Raw genomic sequence first — 16,688 nt, forward strand, 5'->3', positions numbered from 1 at the left:
TGGATACTGTCTTGCTTTTGCAACTGCAGCGCCTCCCGGTAGTAGAGTGTCAACTGGCGGGCGGTGTAGTGTCCGAGGCGGTCTGGGTTGTGGCCTGCCCGGATGAGGGTTGCGAAGATGCAGCCGAATCCGACAGTGTCTTCGCCCTGGCCAGTTGCAGCTGCAGGATGCGGGTGGCAGCGCCCATAAAAAAACGCCGATTCACAGCCCACCACCAGTCCATCAGCGCCAGCCCCTCACTCCCCGGCAATGTCTGAACCCACTCAACCGACTGGTCAGTACAATGGGCGATCAGCACCGGCAGCACGGTGGCATGTTTCGCCAGCACCTGCTGTACCTCCTCAAACCGTGGGTATTCGGTCTGCATGACGGCGGCCAGGCTGGCCACCATCGGTGCCAGTGAGTCATGCAGCACCAGTGAATCGACCAGGGTTACCTCGCGGACGGTGATGGGTTTGCCCGCGATAGTGATATCGCGGGTAGACAGCAAAACGTCCAGGTCGTTTTCCGGCTCTGCAGCCGGTTTGGGTGCTGCCTTTTTCATGCAACCGGCTCCCCGACATCGATGACACGGCCAAACCGACCCAGCGTTGGATCTGCAGGTTGGGCGTTATCGAACAGTACCCCGGCAGTGGTCTCCAGACCGGCCAGTGAAGTGTCGCCCTGGATCAATGCCAGCGTTGAAACCGGGTCGAACGACAGCTTGTACAGCTCCAGGATTTTTGCCGCGCCGCCTTCAGCCAGGTTGATCCCCTCAAAGCGCAACGCGAGATTCTCCGGCTGTGAGGTAAACAGCGTGGTGTTAACGCTGCTGGCGTACTTGTAGTTGACCGACGGTGCGGTGGTTTGGTCGGTCAGGAACAAAATGGCACCGTAGGTGTAGTCCACTTCATAATCCGTGCCTTCAACCAACGTGCCGATCACAACATCACTGATGCGCTGATGGGCCAGGGAATAACGCTCACCTGCAGTGATACCGGCGGGCAGCAGTTCCGCCGTGACAGTGCCGCCGGGAATAGTTACCCGATCGCCGTACAGTACGATGGACAGATTCTCCGCTGAGAGCTCATGCCAGGTACTGGTCACGGTGCCATCTTTGCTTGTTGGGAAGCTGCGCACCGTGGTGCGCTGACCGGAGTACGACTCTTTGTGCGACAATTTCTCTACTGTTAGCGCGAGCGCCAGTGCGGAAACGTCGCCAATCCAGCGCCAGGCTCCCGGACGGCCGTTCGGTAAACGGCGAGCGAGGAACACCTTGCCCTGGCCGTAGTAATAGGTTTCAACTTGCTGCGCCATTATCCGCCTCCAGTTTGTTGTTACGGCGACCACCCTGGTTGTCGTTGTTCACGACGGGTAACGCCACCTCGATAATTTTTTGACCCCGGAGCCAGTCGGCCTCGGCGTCAGTTACGGTGATGGTTTCACCGGCTGCAACGGCTTTACCCTCGTGGGTATGCGGCTGCAGGAGTTTCACTTCAGGCATCGTCGCCCCCCGATCACATGTTGAACCTGGAACGTGTCCATCCAGAGCAGCATTCCGCCATCAAAATCCAGGACATCGCCGCGCAACCACTGCATACCCGTGGCACTGGCGGGCGTCGGACGCCAGCCAATCAGGTGGTCGCGAACTTGCCCGATGAGTGGATTAACCTCATGGGTCAGCCCCTCAGCACCCATTCCATAATTGCGCACGGATATCGCAATCCCGATCACTGCCTCGGCCATCTGAGCGCGGGCACCGTTACCCGGAATGCCGCGCTCTGGCCCCATCAACACATACGCACCCGGCATCGCAAACCCCGACAGGTCGGTGACTTTGCTGTACTCGACGATGGTGCCGATTTGGCTGAATGGCTGTGGGTCGAGCTCCTGCAGCCGCGCGACAACCAGGTTGATATCGAACGGTCCGCTGCTCATTTGCCGTAGTCCCGTAATGTATCCATGCTGAAGGTGCGGCCCGGTCCGGTGATTTGCGGGGTGCCACCTGCAGCGGGCAGCGAATCCCCCAGCCCGAGGCTGAACTTACCGGCGGCCACTTGTTCCAGGAACTTCAGCGCATCGCGGTAGTCACGGACAATCGGATCAGTTTTCTCTTCGGACACGCGGTGCGAATGCAGCTTGTACCGGGTGATGGCGCGCGCCCAACCGGTCAGGATCGACGGCACCTTCGCGAGCGGCAGCTTATAACCGCGTTTTAGCAGGTAGCCATCAACCAGCCCCTGGGTCTCCTCAACGGCATCGCCGATCTTCGCTACTGCAGCCAGTGCGACTTCCACCTCGGCCGGTGGCCAGGACGATGTCTCTTCGCCGCGTAGCAGCGCATCCAATATTTCCGGGCGCGGCATGGGTTTCCCCATCCCGGCGAACGTTTGAGACAACTCAACCGCACCGGGGCGCTCCGCTAATTCAGCCAGCGAGATGTACCAGGTCAGCGCCATAACTCTCTTCCTCAAAACCACTCTCCCGCATGGCCAGCGTTCAAACTGGCCATGCGTATCGATGCAAACCGAATGGGCTTACGCGGCTGCGACGGCGTTCTGGAAGAAATAGCCGCAGTCAGGCGCCACAATCAGCTCGCGAACACGTTCGCCCACACGCACGCGCTGTCCGCCGGTCAACCCCATATCCGGATCGGGAATAGAGCCTGACACGCGGTTGCCGAATTGCGCGGTAAAGCCAAAGGTGACGCCACCCTGGGTATCCGCCAGCTTGTTGCGGTAGATGAACGCGGCATGGTTCGCCCAGGCACGTACTAGCACCGGCTTTTGACCAGGGCGGGAAATGTTGACGAACGCACTGCCGATCAGAATGTCGTCCAGTTCAAGCAGGTCGCGCAGGAACTGCAGTGGCACCAGGCCGTCTTCGCCCATCGTGCCGTTGTACGCCTTCACTACCGACGGGTTCTGCCGCAATGCGGTTGCCGTTGCACGGCCAAACACGGCCACGTTCGGGCGCATGATCATCTTGTCGAGCGCAGTGGTAATTTTCTTGATTGGCTTGCTGGTGTCGTTGCTCCACTGGTCAGCGGCAGCCAACGTTTCCTTATTACCGGTCGCATAGTTCGCTGCGTTGAAGACTTCTTTACTGGTACGCACTTCACGGTCCAGCAGGATCAAATCGGAGGTGCGCTCTGCAGCACGCCCCAATGGATCGTAATTCGCCGGCGCATTATCAATGTCCGACTGCGGCACCGGCGCATCCAGGCCATAATCGTTGGTCGACGAGGTTTCTTCTTCCGCATTGAATTCGACCTGGTTGGGCTGCGAAGTGCGACCCACGTTGGTGTTCGGTACGGTAAAGCCCTGACCGAGGTCGTACTTCCACCACTTGAACTCAGCTTTACCTACCGGGACGCGAGGCAAAACTTCATCGGCGATCATGCTGGTGTTGCGGTACGCGATGGCGATGGCCGTCAGGTGCGGGTCAATAGGAAACGGTGCTTTTGACATACTGTCACTCTCCAAAAAAGGGATTAGATGCCGGTGTTACCCGGCGAAAACATTCGGTTTGAACGACGTTAACCGCCTGCAGCGGCTGCCGCCATTTGCCCCGGCGCAATCCACACCGAACCGAAGTCGTCTTCCGCACCGGCGTATTCAGCAAAACCGATGTAAAAGTTACCCGCAGCAGCAGGAACGGCACGGCCTTCGTCATCGGCCGTCAGCGGTTGCCCGACGGTGACGTCAGCGCCATAACGAACAATCGCCAGGCCGGAGCGGATCACGTCCGCCGCTTCACCGATATCGTTGCCGATAGCGCTGGTGACACCGATGATGAGTTTGCTGCCGTCAACGGCCGGGGTGATTTCGTCATCCACGGTACCGTGCATGACCAACTGGCGCGGCAGCGTTGCTGCCTCTACCTTGTGCGCGGTGATCAGAACCGGAATATTCATTGCTGAGCTCCTTTCTTCACGTGATTGACGGCATCGGTATAGGAAACCGTGCGACCCTTTTGTGCCTGTTCAGCGACATAAGCGTTGGCGGCGTCTGCCACGACGGTAACGTCGGCAAAATCCAGCGCGGCACCGTCTTCCTGACGCGTTTTCTCGCTGAAATCCACCACCTTGGGCTTTTCATTCAGCACATCGCGCAGCAGCTCTTCCGGCGTTTTGTTCACCGTGGTTTCACCGTCAGCGAAAGACAGTGGCGCGCTGTCCAGGCTGAGCAGAACCTCAACCACACCCGTTTTTTGGCGCGGCAGAATGGAACCGGCTTTCACCAGGCCATCGGCATAGCTGACGATCGCTTCGCGACGTGCTTTCGCTTCGCGTTCCTTCGCAGCTTCTTCATCTTTGCGTAATTTGGCTTCACGCTCTGCCAGCTCTGTTTCGCGCTGGGCGAGTGTCTCCGCCGTAACGGGGGTCTTTTTGTTCGGGTCCACATTGGTCTCCTCGGCATACGCCAATGGTGAGATACGAGAGTCATCCACCGCATTGGCTGCGATCTCTTCGAGGGTTCGCAGACGCCACTGCGGCATCAGTTGGTCGGCACGTTCAGCGCCATCTTTTTCCACGATGTAATCACGCACACCGCGCAATAAGTCGGTCAGGACTTCGGTTTCCCAGGGAATGGCGAACGACACCGGGGCATCGTCACCTTCGGCATATTCTGCGAACTCGGCATCCGGCAAGCCTTTTACGCCGGGAGGAACAGCCCCCAGGAAGCCAACGTGGCGCGGATAAAAGTGGCCCGGCTTAGGGTTGCCTGGTGTGTTCGGAAGGTAAAACGACAGCGAACGTTTTTTATAGCTGCCCGCATTGAAAGCTTCGGCAAACGCCGGGTTCACCTGGTGCGGCTCGGTATACAAGAAACCGTCGCGATACTCGAAACGGCGAGACCAGCCGTAGGACGGCGCGGTCAGTTTGGGATGCCCGATCACAAAAGGGGCTTCAGACAGGGTCGGATCATAGCTGTTGGCCATGTCGATGCAGTCTTCGGCCGTTAGCGTCATGGTGCGCCCATCCATCGCGGTATGGGTACCTGGCGCAAAAACAGCGAGTGTGGCGGTAGAGTTTTGGGTGGTCATCGTTATCATCCGTCAGACGTGCAAGAACGTTACGGAGTGATAATGGCGAATTACAGCGCGGGGGTAATCTGCCCTCGGACAGATAATAATGGGGGTGGAAGCGAAAGTCGGGGTTAGCGCGGAAGAGGAACTGCGCCGATAGCCGTATTAGAACGTATTATAATACGGCTCGGCAACAGGATTGGTGCCATCATGCCACAGAACGTCTCTGAGGCCGTTACAGCGCGTTTGCGGCGGTCACGGATTTAATTGCCGTTGCAGGTAATTCTTCGCCAATTCGACCAGGCGATCACCTTGCTCGGCAGATACCCCCAACCAGGGGCGGGCCGGAATGGTGACCGTGTGCGCCGGGAGAGTATGCCACTTGGCCAGATTGGACTTCGACTTGCGAACGAATCGGTTATCGACCTTGCCGTTCTTCTTCTGCCGATAGTACGCCTGCTGGCTCCGCGCTGCGATTTCGATGGTGCCGCCAAACTGATGGATGGCACCGTACACCCTGTCGGTACCGAACAACAGCTCCTCGGCGTTGATCTGCCACCGCAGCGTATTACGCAAAGGGCCATCCAGCGTCAGGATTTTGTCCTTGTTCTTGCGCTTGCGCTTTTTGTAACGCGGCGATAGATCCGCCCAGGGCTCCCCGTCCGGGGACTTTTGCTCTTTGAACCGCTGCTGGTGAAACTCCAGCAGCTTCTCGCCCATACCAGCCAGCAACGGCGCGGGGTCAGCCAGCGCCGCCTGGGTGCTGAGCAGCGTATTCAGCGCATCCTGATAGTCAAACGTCAGCGTTGCACCGGCCATCACTCGTCTCCTCGCTGATACAGCATCACGCCCTGGCGCATTGACTGCAGCAGGGCATCGTCGGTGGAGACATTTCCGGCCCAGCCGTCAGTGCCGGTCTCGAATATCACCGACACAGGATCAGGCTGGCCAGCAACCTCAACACGCGCCAGGTAGCGACGATGCACCACGGCTTGCTGTATGGCGGGTTGCCAAACCACTTGCGCCCAAATCTCATCAGGCGCATGGATAGCCTGAGCCAATAGCAACAGTTGGTCTGCAGCGTCGTTTACCTGACCCGCACCGTCACGGGCAGCAAACATCTCGGCACCGATGGCGATACGCTGGCCAGCGGCATCACGGAAGACAACAGGCTGTGTGGCTGTCGCGCCAAAGGAACTGAGAAATGCCTCTGCTCCATCCCCTGTTGGAGCTGGATCACGCGCTGGACGTGGCGAAAGTAGCGGCGGCGCTGGCGGCGTTTCATCGGGTGCTGCAGGCGCAGTGGGTGAACCGTCTCGTGGTGATGGCACCTGGCTGAAATATTTGCTGCGGCCCGGCGTATGCTCGAAGCCGGGGTCAATACCCTCCGGCACAAACACCGTGCGCGGCCCGCCTGGGCTGCGTTGCCCGATGGTCCACTGCACGAACTTGATGGTCGGTGCGGTATCCGGCCCGGCTTTCCCCATGCGTTTAAGGTCGTCATCCGTGCGGGCAATCACGCTGCACTGACAACCCCAGGCGTTGATCGGGAAATGATACACCCACCAAGGGTCGTCCCAGCGCAGCACCATACCATTCCAGGCCAGATGTTCCTCGCGAGGCTCCTCGACGGCGTCGCTGTGGACATACTCCCAGTAGGGGTGGGAATCCCGCATGGCCATCAGTTGCTGGTAGCGACCGGCCATATACGATGACCGGAGATTGGTTTCGTAAATGACGCGGGAACGCCATTCAAAGCCGCCGTTGTAGCTCCAGCCGTAACGCGCAACGATGCTGGAAAATTCTTTACGGAAGTCTGCCAGCGTACGCCCGTCGGCGATGGCGCGTTCAATCGCCTGGCGAAAGTCCGCCAGCAGATCGTCGCGGTTGGCACCGGCCACCATAAACTCGTTGTCATGCTCGGCACCGTAAACATCCGTCCAGGCATCGGTCTTGGTGTTCAACTTGCGCTGGAAAAAGGCAAGCTGTTCGCGGAACGGCAGCGAGTTGTAGGCAACATTAGCGGCCATTTATTTCCTCCAGCAATTCATAGCGTCCCGCCAGTGCGGCGGCAGACATCGCCTGGGCCATGACCTCGGCATACTGCTCCAGGCTCATATCCGGCAACAGTTTATCCAGGCCATCGCGCAGCGTCTCCAGTGACTCGGCGTTATCGACCAACTGCTGCAGCTGCGCCATCCAGCCATCGGTGACCGGTGCCAGCTCACGATTAAGGCGGTTGGCCATCGCGGCCGGAGCGTCAGGTTGATGACTGTGTTCAGCGAATTCGACGTTGGCTTTCGCACCTGCGGGGAGTGGCGTTTCAACAGCCGGTTTCGGTTCCCACTCCCCGCCATAGGTTTCCTGGGTGCTGGCCAGCGTTGGGCGGAACCCGGTGGTTTCGCTGACGGCTTTGTCACGCTCTGCACGCGCGGCCAGGTCTTCCGGATCATCAAACACGCGAGAGACTACCGGTACGGCAGCGCCGGGGAAGTTGAACTCGGTCAGCCATTTGCCTGGACCACGGTTCCACGACTCGCAGATCACATCCGCATCGGATTTGGCGATCGACGTAAGGATTTTATCCTGCAGAGACTCGTCACCGCCGATGCCTTTTGATGCACCGCCGGAACTGGAAATCTGTCCGACCACCACACGTCGGATGGCCTCATTCATGGCGTTATACATAGCCTGGTAATCGGCAGCGCCCGAGCGCGATGCGCCCAACATTTCTATCGCCATGCCCTCCGGCATGATGACGCCACTGTCTGTGGAGATCGCGCGCGTCAGCGCCAACAGGTTACGTTTCTGCTCTGGTGTCGCACCTTCCGGGTGCTTGCCCGCGACTGTCGGCATACCGAACTTGTCCAGGAAGATCAGCCAGAACTTGATGTCGTTGCGTTTGAAGAACGTTGGCCAGTAGAGCCAGTGCGCCAGGCCCATACCGTAGGGCTCGTCATCGTGGTCAGCGCCGGTCGCGAACGACCAGAAATACGGTGCCGGGCACGGTTCGCCAACGGTCATATTCTGCGGTGTCAGCAACCGCAACTCACCTGTCGGGCTGAATCGGAAGCGCCGACGGTCACGGACTTTGACCTCATCGAACCACAACAGATTGTCGCGCACGCCGTAAATCAGCTCGGCAACGGCATAGCCGTAAAACACGCCGTAGTGCATCAGACGGGTGATACGGTCAAAGCCCAGGCTCTCAATCTGCTGGCGCATGGCGTCGGCAGCTTCGATATCAATCGGCCGTTCGCCACCAGCTTCGACCTTGATCTCGCGGGAGATCAACGCATCCTGGCGCTGGGTGAACGCGGATTTTACCTCCTCGTCGCTCAGCACCTCACGGTAAATCTTGAGGTCCGGCGCTCCACGGCTCTGCAGAACGCTGTCCTCTGCGAGCGCCAGTGCACCGACCCACGGACGGGTAATGTCGCGGCCGTCGCCGGTGGACGCAAACTCCTGGCCCAGCTGTGGACGAGGCATGGCTGGTGTCGCCTGGCTTGAGCGGCGACGGTTCTTACGGCTCATATAAATCCTCCAAAGTCATTCAATCCACGCACCGTACCGAAGCCGGTATCCGTCAACTCGCCGCCTCCTGTAGAGCCATAGCCCGACAGCACCTGATAAACCGGCCGAGCGCCGGTGGATTCAAAGGCGATCTCCGCCGCCAGGTTGAGCGCCGCATAGTTGCCCAGGCAACCGGCAATCGCCGAGTCACCGTGGCGCACCAGTTCGGCATCCTTCAGGTCTTTTTTCTCCAGGCGTGACACCATCGGTATGCCGTCGATGTTCTCCACGGTTCGCAGATCCTGCGCGACGTTTTCATCGCGAGGCAGGGTTATCATGCTGTCCTCAAACAAGCTGGTGAATTTAGGCATCCAGATGCCGTACCACTGACGGCTCAGGGTTATCTCGGCAATACGCGGGCGGCCGTAACGGTCAGCAGTATATTCAGCCAGTACCATACCCGGTCCGGTGGCATCAATCGCACCGCCGGATTGCCGTGGAAGATGGTCGATGAACCAGAACAATATCTGCTGCTGGAGTGCGGACGGGACATTGTTCAGCTCTAGGAGGAACGGGACATCGCGACGCAAGTTTTGTGTGATGGCCACGGGCATGATGGAGGAAAAGTGCCTGTGACGGGCAAAGTCCATGCCGAATACATGCCGCCATTCGGGGTTCAGTGTTGCTACCATCACGGGGCGCAACTCACGGTCAATCCATTCGTTACCCCATGCGGTTCGGTCAGTCTCGGTCATATTGATAAATTCATCATCCAACGCGAGACGTATTACCGGCCGCTCTTCCGGCATAGCCCGCTCAATCCAGACCCCAGGAATACACACACCATTACCGTCACGAGGGATCGCGTCGAGCTCCTCGCGCATCGCCGCTTTACGCGGACTATAGGCGTTGCGGATGCGGTTATACCAGGCTTCTTTCCCCTCAATAGTGGCGACTTCACCTTTCATGGCGCATGATCGCTCGTAGAGGCCATTGGCCACAGCATCGTCGAACGTGACGGTAAACACCGCCGCATCCTTGCCATAGCGCCCGGCTTCAATGTCAGTACATAACTGATTGAACGCGTTATTTTTGCCGTTATGTGAACTGATGATGACGATACGCCCGCCCCAGATCAGCAGTGCGGTCGCTGCATCCAGCACGCCCTGAACGTCTTGGTGGAATGCCGCCTCGTCGATAATGACCACCCCCTGCAGGCCGCGAATATTGGCTGGACGAGAGGACAGCGCCGCCACCTGAAACCCGCTGGCGAATCGCACACGGTAGGCCGTGATTTGGCGCGTGGTGCCTTTATCGTCCTGGTCTTCGAATAAAAACTCCTCGATAGACGACACAGATTCGGCCTGTTGAGCGGCAATCACGCGCGCGAATTTGGCCACGTAGCCGATAAACTCCAGGCCTTTCTCTTTGGTGTCACCGATGTAGTAGACGTTGTCGCCGCCAGCGGCTTTCTGCGCACCGGCAATCAGCGTCGAGTTGAGCCCCCAGGCGAAAGTGATGCCGGTGCGTCGGCCCTTGGGAATAGCCAGGATAGAGACATCGAATTTGAGGCATTCCACCTGGTGTGCCATTAGCACGCCGTCGGCGAAGGGGTTGAACGCGAACGGAATATCTCGGGCTCTGGCGGGCAGCTCGTCCCACTCAACATTACGAACGGTAGATGCCAGCGGTTTCATCACTTGATCCCCAGGAATTTTTCACGCCAGAACTGCACCTGGTCTTCGCTCAAACCTTGTGCGGTTGCGACTTTCTCCAGATTGGCCTCCTGCTCCTGCAGCAGACGTTCGCGCGCGGCACGTTCGATTTGCTGGCGCTCCTGCAGCGACTCCTTACGCGCCTGCAGAACGTCTTTCGCTGCCCGCGCCAGGTGGCGCACGGTATCGATATCCGTCTCCGGCTGTTCCAGTGCAGCAAATGTGGCGTGAGAGGTGAGCGTCGTGACAGCCTGAACCATCAGCGCCCCGGCACGTTCGTCCGGGTTCTCACCCAGCTCGCTCACCAGCAGGCGCGCCATCTGGTCCTGCTCGCGCATGCGGCCGACCATCTCGCCGAACGATTGTTTATAGCGGCCCAGTGCGCTGCGGCTCGGGGTTTCGTCCGCATCAGGGAAGTGTTGGCGAATATCATCCAGCAGCCCATCCAGCGTCAGCTGGTCTTCACGCAGACGGCGCTCAATGTGCGCCCGGACGTCGGTCGGCAACTTGTGAATGGTCGATTTACGGCCCATCTCAGCCCCCCGCGCCAGGACGTTTGACGCCGTGGACAATGGCGCGACCGGCAGCGACATCGGCACCGCGTTCGGTGAGGCGGGCAACCAGCACGGTCTCGATATCGTCGATACGTACCAGCCCCTGTTCCTCGAGCCAGCGCAGCTCTGACTTGACCTGGTCACGGCTCGGAGCGTGACCATAGCGAGTCAGTGCCTGGTAAATCACTGAGCTATTGGAACTGTAGCTCGGCATCTCGGCCAGAAAGCGCAACATGACCAGGCGCTGGTCTTCGCGCAGGAAGTCGGCAAAACTCATGGTGTCCTCCGTTATTTCTTCTGCAGCAGATAAGCTTCGATGTTTTCGGTACGACGATACGTCGCCGCCATCTGCTCTTGCATCCCATGCATCTGGGCCTCAGCCCGGCTCAGCTTGCTGATGAGCTCGGTGATTTGTGACTGTGTTGGCACCGATTTAATCTGCGCTTCAACGGTGGTAATGCGGGTGCGTAACTCCAGCAGTTCTTTCTGGCTGGCCGACTGGCGGCCAATCAACCAGGTATATACCCCGACGACGGCCATCACTGCCCACTGCAGAAATGCCCAGTCGAACCTCAATTCATTAATTCCCACAACTACCCCCTTGAACACATTGAATAATATTGGCCAGCCGACCGGCGCAGACGCCGTACTGGTCGTAAACCGTTTTCAGCGCGACGACGGCGGCGTCGGCGCTGTTATCGTCCGGCAGCGCCGGTGGCGGGCACCGTACCGTCAATTCGGCTGGCAATACCGCTGGTTGTGGCGGCTGCAGCACGCTGCTGGGCGGCGGTGAGTTGCTGCATGACGCCAGCGTCAAACTCGCAATTAACGCGACGGTCAGCGGTTTTTTTGAGGGCATCGCGGATCTCTCGAGTGGATTGATTATCAGCGGCAGTACGGGCGGCGATCTGTTGCGCCAGTTGTTGGCTGGCCGCGTTCGCCTGAGCCGTCAGTAACTTTGTACCGGCAATGAACTGGTTCAGGGCGTCGGCGGCTTGCTGAGTCTGGCCTCGGGAGCACTCCAGGCGCGCATCTGCCATCCCTTGCTTGTGGCCTGCCTCGAATCCCCCCCAAACGATCACGCCCCAGACGGCATAGCGAGCAATGAATTTCAGCCAGTCACTCATGGCAGACCCCCGAGCCCCAGCCAGCCCGCTCATAGAGCGGTTGCCATGCGTAAATGATGCGAGTCGGGTAGCCCCGGTTCTCGCGGAAATTGGCGGCGGAGCGCCCGGCGTTCACGTTCTCGACCCCGTTCCAGTAGCGTCCGGCGTCCAGACCACGGGCGGCGGCAAGCTTGCGATCACGCTGCACCCAGCCCAGTCCGCCGTTGTAAGCCGATAGCACGTAGGCCCATCGGTCACATTCGGTCGCGGCAGTGATACGGTCATAGTGCCAACGGTCATATGTAACCAGCGCCCGCATCGCCCAGGCTGGGTTCAGTGGCTGGTTATCACCGAGGCTTTGGGGGTAGATGCCCGCAATCCAGCCCGCTGTCGCAGGCATAAACTGCGCCAGTCCCAGCGCACCGACAGGCGATTTTGCCGTGGCGCGCCAGGTCGACTCCTGATGGATTTGACCGGCGAACGTCGCCACCGGCGCATCCAGCCCCCAGACCACGCGGGCGTTGCGGGTCAGTTCGCGCTGATATTGCCGGGCATCCTCAGGGATAGCAGCAGCCACCGGATGACAGGCGCTAAGCAGCAGAAACAGGCAAGAGAGCAGGCATCGCATGCTTATAACCCCATCGTGACGCCGATACAGATGGCGGAGACAATCAGCGCCCGGCGCAGCAACACAGCGGTGAACACCAGCTCGTAGCCGGTCGCGACAGGGAACTCCGGCTCGTTGCGGCCTGACGGGATTGGTGGCTTACCCTGGGTTTCTTTCCAATCGTCAATCAGGTAGCTGCCGGGGCTGGCGTACGGGAATAGCGCGCGGTCGAGGTGATAGCCGAGAATGGCTGCGATGGACACCAGCGACAACTTGTACAGCGTAACGCCGAGCTGCATCGGCGAAACGATAGCGATGGCGAGCAGCAGAACGACGGCGAGGATGATCCAATTGCGCAGGCGCTGGTGACGGACTTTGAGCATTAGCGACATAATAAGGCTTCCTGATATGAAATTAATCTGCCCGAGGGCAATAGACAACAGGAAGTAATTATGCAGTGGGGGCTGCAGAGAGTAGTTTGCCCTCGGGCAGATTAAACATTAGGGGGAGTAGCTCAAAATGGGCACAGAGATTTATTAAACGCGGTGCCCATCGAGAGGTAATAACATGCAGCAGAATAAAGCAGAAAAAGTTGTTTCACAAACCGCCGTTACGGCCCATGAGAGTACGTCGACCAATACTCTGGAAGGAAGGGGAGCTATCGGGCTCAACTTGAGCACCATGCTTACAGACCGGACAGAACCAGTATCCCTCTCCGTTACCAGTCAAGAGAACCTTTTTGCCAGCATCGAAACACGGTTGGCACAGGAAGTGCTCGACCTCACTGACGCCCTCCAACGATTCGGCATCGGTACGCAACGAATACACGAAGAACTCCCTGCGACTGCCCAGTTTGGCAAGTTGATAACGAGCTTTTTCAGTATGGTCAGCTTCCAGTTCGCGTATGCGTTGCTCAAGGACAGGGATAAGCCGCTGTTGCTCGACGACGGTGCCCAACAATTGCAAGAGTTGGGCTTGACTCTCAATGATTTTATTCGAGAGATCGATTTGGAGGGTCGCAAGTTTTTGGCGGTCGCGCTCATCGATAAGCGCCTTCCCAATGGAACCGATCGAAGTGAGGCTACTGATTAATGCGTTAATATCCATATCGTTCACCTTAACTGAAGCCAGTAAACACTGGCTTCCAATCTATTGTTCAAGCAGTAATATGCACTATTTACTTTGTTTTGAATTCTTTTTAAGTACATCCACAGCCAAATCGACGAAACTGTCCCACTGTTTAATCGAGCCTACTACGTTGAACTCATAAGCCTTAGATAGCTCTTCTCTTATTTGCCCATTACCTTCATTAAACTTTTTGATTAAATTATCTTCGAACCCTGACTTGGTAAAGTCATCCCAAAGAAGTTTCAATTTATCAACAGAATCACTGCTTATCACTTGAAAAGAAAGGAAATTCATCATCACATCCTCTCTTGCTCTCTGTCCAACCACATACTCTTCGAGAGTTCTGACCCTTTGGATCAGCGCATCATAAGCTTCTTGTAAACTCATTTCCTGCTGCATGCTTTAGCCTTTCACTGTTTTTATAAGCCCGAGGGCAGATGACGGTCATTGCTAAATAGACAAACAATAATACCGCTCCTGAATAAAAGAGCGACCCGCCGGGTGGTGGAACACCCGGCGGGCCATCAACACCACAGCATGTACCTGTGAGTCGACCCAGGGCTCAGTCCGTCTCGCGAGACAGATTAAGCCTACTGCATTTTCATCATATGAAAAAGGCTTACAGTTTATGAAATCGACCCCGATCATACCTTGGGTGGGTGGCAAGCGCCGCCTGGCGAAAAAAATCTTACCTCTGTTCCCCGCACACACCTGCTATGTTGAGCCGTTCTGCGGCGCAGCAGCACTGTATTTTATGAAGCCGCCCAGCCAGGCCGAGGTGATCAACGACATCAACGGCGAACTGGTGAATCTGTATCGGGTGATCCAGCATCACCTGGAAGCGTTCATTCAGCAGTTCAAGTGGTCACTGGTGAGCAGGCAGATGTTCGAATGGTTGCAGATAACGCCAGAGGTAACGCTCACTGATATTCAGCGCGCTGCACGGTTCTACTACCTGCAGAAACAGGCGTTCGGCGGCAAAATCGAGGGGCAAACCTTCGGCACGGCAACAACGTCACCGCCGCGTTTCAACCTGTTGCGGATTGAGGAGGACTTATCACAGGCCCATATGCGGCTGGCGCGTACCTGTATTGAGCACATGGACTGGGCCAAATGTATCCAGCGCTATGACCGGCCCCATACTCTGTTCTATTGCGACCCGCCGTACTGGCAGACCGAAGGGTATGGGGTGCAATTTGGGTTCGAGAACTACGTAGTGATGGCTGAGTTGGCCAGGTCGATTGTGGGAAAAATGCTGATCTCGGTGAACGACATCCCTGAAATGCGTGACGTTTTTGCAGGGCTTCATATGGAGAGCGTTGGTATTCACTACACACTCCAGGGGGCCGGTAGAGCAGCCACACAACAGAGAGAACTCGTGATAAAGAATTGGTAACAACTGCCGGTGCTAAGCACCGGCGAGTTTGACCTAGATTTTTGTGCCTGAGCAGTGTTTGTTCCAATATGCTGTTGGAGCATTACTGTTTGGCTCCTCCAGCGTTTTATAGATTAATTCCTGTTTGTCCCCATCAAGGAAACTGACAACAAAGCGGCTGTTGCCAGTATAGGCTCCGAAATTATTCTTTGCGTTAACAAGACCACATACGTGAACCATGTCGGGATAACCTTTCCCTTGTGAAATTATTTGAGTGGTAAAGGAAGAATATTTTGCAGTGTATGGATCTTTCAGGCTTGAGCCGATTACACTCACAGCATATTTCTCAGCGCGTTTTGATGCATTATCACAGCCAGATAACAGCACGAAAATCATAGCCAAGTATAAAACCTTCATGCCTTTCTCCGTTTTAAAATTGTACTGATGTACTCAATGTTTGCCTGGCTTTCAGCAATAATTCTATCTTCTACTTTCCTTATACGCGCATACCAAAATCCAAACAGAGACAGCGCCACCCCAAAGGTCGCAATGTAAACAGGTTGTTTAGCTACAACCTCTGCGCTTTGCAACAGTAAGGTAAAATCCCGGTGAGTGAGCGCTGAAAGGATTGCAAATGCGACATATAGAGCAAAGCCAAGCAGGACTAAATGTATAACGACTGATGGTACGCTTAGCCATTTACGCCCTCGTGCAGCATTGATTTGCCTCTTGTTTTCTGTCATCGCTTCCCGCAGCCATGCTGTCGGCCTTTCATGGTCAGGAATATCACGAGGCATAGGGGGATTGATAATCACCTGAGACCCCAAAACAACAGTTCCATCACCGGTTTGAGTAACTGTAATTTGTCTAGGATTACCATCATCTGGTAAAGCGCTTAATTTCTCAGCGATTTGATTGCTTAGCTCAAACAACTCTTGCTCACGATTATCCATAATTCCCCCAGATTTAATTGTTTACTACTAGCTTTAACAATCTGTCAATCTTTCCTGAATCAACCATTTCCTCTTTTATCAAGAAGTTATATACCTTTATGGCCGTGCTTGCTAGGTCCTCACTCGGCCACTTTCGTCTGCTTTTTAATGCAGTTTTTTCTAATGCTGCAATGACCTGTAAAAATAATTCCTCATCAATTGGTTCTCGATCATGAACCTTTTCACTTATCTTTCCAGTAACAACATATTGAATATCAACACCATGCGTAAAAATCGCAGCCAAATAGTCCGCACTAGGGGAGCGGCTACCATTCTCATAGTTGATCTGTGTCGTTTTACCCACTCCTGCCAGGGCTCCGAAGTCTGTTTGATTCAACCCAAGACGGTTTCGTTCTTCTCTTAAGCGTTCACTCATGGTAGTCAAAACATCACCCAAATATCCTTGACTGGTCCACAATCGTGAACCATAATCTTACGCATAAATTACACATTTATTCGACGATAAGGAGCCACACAATGAAGACCCCAGATCAAGTCAAACAGCAGTTTCGCCAAAATGGCTGGACCTTCAACCAGTGGGCTAAAGAAAACGGTTATTCACCCACTGATGTTTACCGTGTTCTCAATGGCTTAACTAAAGCCAAGTACGGCAAAGGCCATGAAATTGCAGTGAAGCTCGGATTGAAAACAGCCACTGCTATTTGAATTTTATAGCACCTATTCAAAA

The 16,688-nt window shown here is 56.3% G+C and carries 25 protein-coding genes; 3 read left to right on the forward strand and 22 right to left on the reverse strand.

Features of this window, described 5'->3' with window-relative positions:
- Positions 1 to 49: 49 nt before the first annotated feature.
- The 18 genes from GT753_RS00980 to GT753_RS01065 form a co-directional block, all read right to left on the reverse strand.
- Complete coding sequence (locus tag GT753_RS00980) at positions 50 to 544, reverse strand: DUF6631 family protein (RefSeq protein ID WP_160125165.1); 495 nt, start codon at positions 542 to 544, stop codon at positions 50 to 52.
- Positions 541 to 1,296, reverse strand: coding sequence for a hypothetical protein (locus GT753_RS00985; RefSeq protein WP_060424466.1), 756 nt, complete (start codon positions 1,294 to 1,296; stop codon positions 541 to 543). The genes GT753_RS00980 and GT753_RS00985 overlap by 4 nt, the downstream gene beginning before the upstream one ends.
- Positions 1,280 to 1,483: a hypothetical protein gene (locus GT753_RS00990; RefSeq protein WP_160125166.1), complete on the reverse strand. Its 204-nt coding sequence runs from the start codon at positions 1,481 to 1,483 to the stop codon at positions 1,280 to 1,282. Before GT753_RS00990 ends, GT753_RS00985 begins: the two co-directional genes overlap by 17 nt.
- Positions 1,471 to 1,917 carry a hypothetical protein gene (locus tag GT753_RS00995; RefSeq protein WP_060424470.1) on the reverse strand — a complete coding sequence of 149 codons (447 nt, stop codon included), beginning with the start codon at positions 1,915 to 1,917 and terminating at the stop codon, positions 1,471 to 1,473. The genes GT753_RS00990 and GT753_RS00995 overlap by 13 nt, the downstream gene beginning before the upstream one ends.
- Complete coding sequence (locus GT753_RS01000) at positions 1,914 to 2,438, reverse strand: gp436 family protein (RefSeq protein WP_060424472.1); 525 nt, start codon at positions 2,436 to 2,438, stop codon at positions 1,914 to 1,916. The genes GT753_RS00995 and GT753_RS01000 overlap by 4 nt, the downstream gene beginning before the upstream one ends.
- A 78-nt stretch (positions 2,439 to 2,516) precedes the next feature.
- On the reverse strand, positions 2,517 to 3,449 hold the full coding sequence (locus GT753_RS01005) for a major capsid protein (protein ID WP_160125167.1): 933 nt from the start codon (positions 3,447 to 3,449) through the stop codon (positions 2,517 to 2,519).
- Positions 3,450 to 3,517: 68 nt separating this feature from the next.
- The gene (locus tag GT753_RS01010) at positions 3,518 to 3,895 is read right to left on the reverse strand and encodes a capsid cement protein (RefSeq protein WP_160125168.1); all 378 of its coding nucleotides are present in this window, start codon (positions 3,893 to 3,895) and stop codon (positions 3,518 to 3,520) included.
- A complete protein-coding gene (locus tag GT753_RS01015) occupies positions 3,892 to 5,028 on the reverse strand; it encodes a hypothetical protein (RefSeq protein ID WP_204280863.1) in 1,137 nt (378 codons plus the stop codon). The genes GT753_RS01010 and GT753_RS01015 overlap by 4 nt, the downstream gene beginning before the upstream one ends.
- 237 nt (positions 5,029 to 5,265) lie before the next feature.
- On the reverse strand, positions 5,266 to 5,829 hold the full coding sequence (locus tag GT753_RS01020) for a phage virion morphogenesis protein (RefSeq protein ID WP_160125169.1): 564 nt from the start codon (positions 5,827 to 5,829) through the stop codon (positions 5,266 to 5,268).
- Positions 5,829 to 7,040: a PBECR2 nuclease fold domain-containing protein gene (locus GT753_RS01025; RefSeq protein ID WP_160125170.1), complete on the reverse strand. Its 1,212-nt coding sequence runs from the start codon at positions 7,038 to 7,040 to the stop codon at positions 5,829 to 5,831. Before GT753_RS01025 ends, GT753_RS01020 begins: the two co-directional genes overlap by 1 nt.
- Positions 7,030 to 8,544, reverse strand: a complete 1,515-nt coding sequence (locus tag GT753_RS01030; protein ID WP_160125171.1) for a DUF935 domain-containing protein — start codon at positions 8,542 to 8,544, stop codon at positions 7,030 to 7,032. The genes GT753_RS01025 and GT753_RS01030 overlap by 11 nt, the downstream gene beginning before the upstream one ends.
- Positions 8,541 to 10,220: a hypothetical protein gene (locus GT753_RS01035; RefSeq protein ID WP_160125172.1), complete on the reverse strand. Its 1,680-nt coding sequence runs from the start codon at positions 10,218 to 10,220 to the stop codon at positions 8,541 to 8,543. The genes GT753_RS01030 and GT753_RS01035 overlap by 4 nt, the downstream gene beginning before the upstream one ends.
- Positions 10,220 to 10,771: a phage protein Gp27 family protein gene (locus tag GT753_RS01040; protein WP_160125173.1), complete on the reverse strand. Its 552-nt coding sequence runs from the start codon at positions 10,769 to 10,771 to the stop codon at positions 10,220 to 10,222. Before GT753_RS01040 ends, GT753_RS01035 begins: the two co-directional genes overlap by 1 nt.
- Position 10,772: 1 nt before the next feature.
- Entirely contained in the window at positions 10,773 to 11,069 is a 297-nt protein-coding gene (locus GT753_RS01045) for an ArsR family transcriptional regulator (protein ID WP_160125174.1), read from the reverse strand.
- An 11-nt stretch (positions 11,070 to 11,080) separates the two neighbouring features.
- The gene (locus GT753_RS01050) at positions 11,081 to 11,383 is read right to left on the reverse strand and encodes a DUF2730 family protein (protein WP_160125175.1); all 303 of its coding nucleotides are present in this window, start codon (positions 11,381 to 11,383) and stop codon (positions 11,081 to 11,083) included.
- A 104-nt stretch (positions 11,384 to 11,487) separates the two neighbouring features.
- Positions 11,488 to 11,919, reverse strand: a complete 432-nt coding sequence (locus GT753_RS01055) for a hypothetical protein (protein WP_160125176.1) — start codon at positions 11,917 to 11,919, stop codon at positions 11,488 to 11,490.
- On the reverse strand, positions 11,912 to 12,526 hold the full coding sequence (locus GT753_RS01060; RefSeq protein WP_160125177.1) for a transglycosylase SLT domain-containing protein: 615 nt from the start codon (positions 12,524 to 12,526) through the stop codon (positions 11,912 to 11,914). The genes GT753_RS01055 and GT753_RS01060 overlap by 8 nt, the downstream gene beginning before the upstream one ends.
- A 2-nt stretch (positions 12,527 to 12,528) precedes the next feature.
- Complete coding sequence (locus GT753_RS01065) at positions 12,529 to 12,888, reverse strand: putative holin (protein WP_160125463.1); 360 nt, start codon at positions 12,886 to 12,888, stop codon at positions 12,529 to 12,531.
- A 184-nt stretch (positions 12,889 to 13,072) separates the two neighbouring features.
- Here GT753_RS01065 and GT753_RS01070 point away from each other — a divergent pair, with 184 nt between their 5' ends.
- Positions 13,073 to 13,597 (forward strand): hypothetical protein, encoded by a 525-nt coding sequence (locus tag GT753_RS01070; protein WP_160125178.1) that lies wholly within the window; start codon positions 13,073 to 13,075, stop codon positions 13,595 to 13,597.
- A gap of 81 nt (positions 13,598 to 13,678) precedes the next feature.
- On the opposite strand, the gene GT753_RS01075 is transcribed toward GT753_RS01070, so the two are convergent.
- The gene (locus GT753_RS01075; protein WP_060446701.1) at positions 13,679 to 14,032 is read right to left on the reverse strand and encodes a hypothetical protein; all 354 of its coding nucleotides are present in this window, start codon (positions 14,030 to 14,032) and stop codon (positions 13,679 to 13,681) included.
- Between the two features lie 229 nt (positions 14,033 to 14,261).
- Between GT753_RS01075 and GT753_RS01080 the strand changes: the two genes are divergently transcribed.
- Positions 14,262 to 15,029 (forward strand): DNA adenine methylase, encoded by a 768-nt coding sequence (locus GT753_RS01080; protein WP_160125179.1) that lies wholly within the window; start codon positions 14,262 to 14,264, stop codon positions 15,027 to 15,029.
- Between the two features lie 33 nt (positions 15,030 to 15,062).
- On the opposite strand, the gene GT753_RS01085 is transcribed toward GT753_RS01080, so the two are convergent.
- Genes GT753_RS01085 through GT753_RS01095 form a run of 3 tightly spaced genes read right to left on the reverse strand, consistent with a single transcriptional unit; the run spans position 15,063 to position 16,376 of the window.
- Positions 15,063 to 15,425: a hypothetical protein gene (locus GT753_RS01085; protein WP_160125180.1), complete on the reverse strand. Its 363-nt coding sequence runs from the start codon at positions 15,423 to 15,425 to the stop codon at positions 15,063 to 15,065.
- Complete coding sequence (locus tag GT753_RS01090) at positions 15,422 to 15,961, reverse strand: hypothetical protein (protein ID WP_160125181.1); 540 nt, start codon at positions 15,959 to 15,961, stop codon at positions 15,422 to 15,424. The genes GT753_RS01085 and GT753_RS01090 overlap by 4 nt, the downstream gene beginning before the upstream one ends.
- 13 nt (positions 15,962 to 15,974) lie before the next feature.
- Positions 15,975 to 16,376, reverse strand: coding sequence for a helix-turn-helix domain-containing protein (locus GT753_RS01095; protein WP_216842807.1), 402 nt, complete (start codon positions 16,374 to 16,376; stop codon positions 15,975 to 15,977).
- Between the two features lie 101 nt (positions 16,377 to 16,477).
- Between GT753_RS01095 and GT753_RS01100 the strand changes: the two genes are divergently transcribed.
- Positions 16,478 to 16,666, forward strand: coding sequence for a DNA-binding protein (locus GT753_RS01100; protein ID WP_160125182.1), 189 nt, complete (start codon positions 16,478 to 16,480; stop codon positions 16,664 to 16,666).
- Positions 16,667 to 16,688: the final 22 nt, after the last annotated feature.

Origin of the sequence: Serratia sp. Z4, from assembly GCF_009900725.1 — a bacterium.
Taxonomy (GTDB): Bacteria; Pseudomonadota; Gammaproteobacteria; order Enterobacterales; family Enterobacteriaceae; genus Serratia; species Serratia nematodiphila.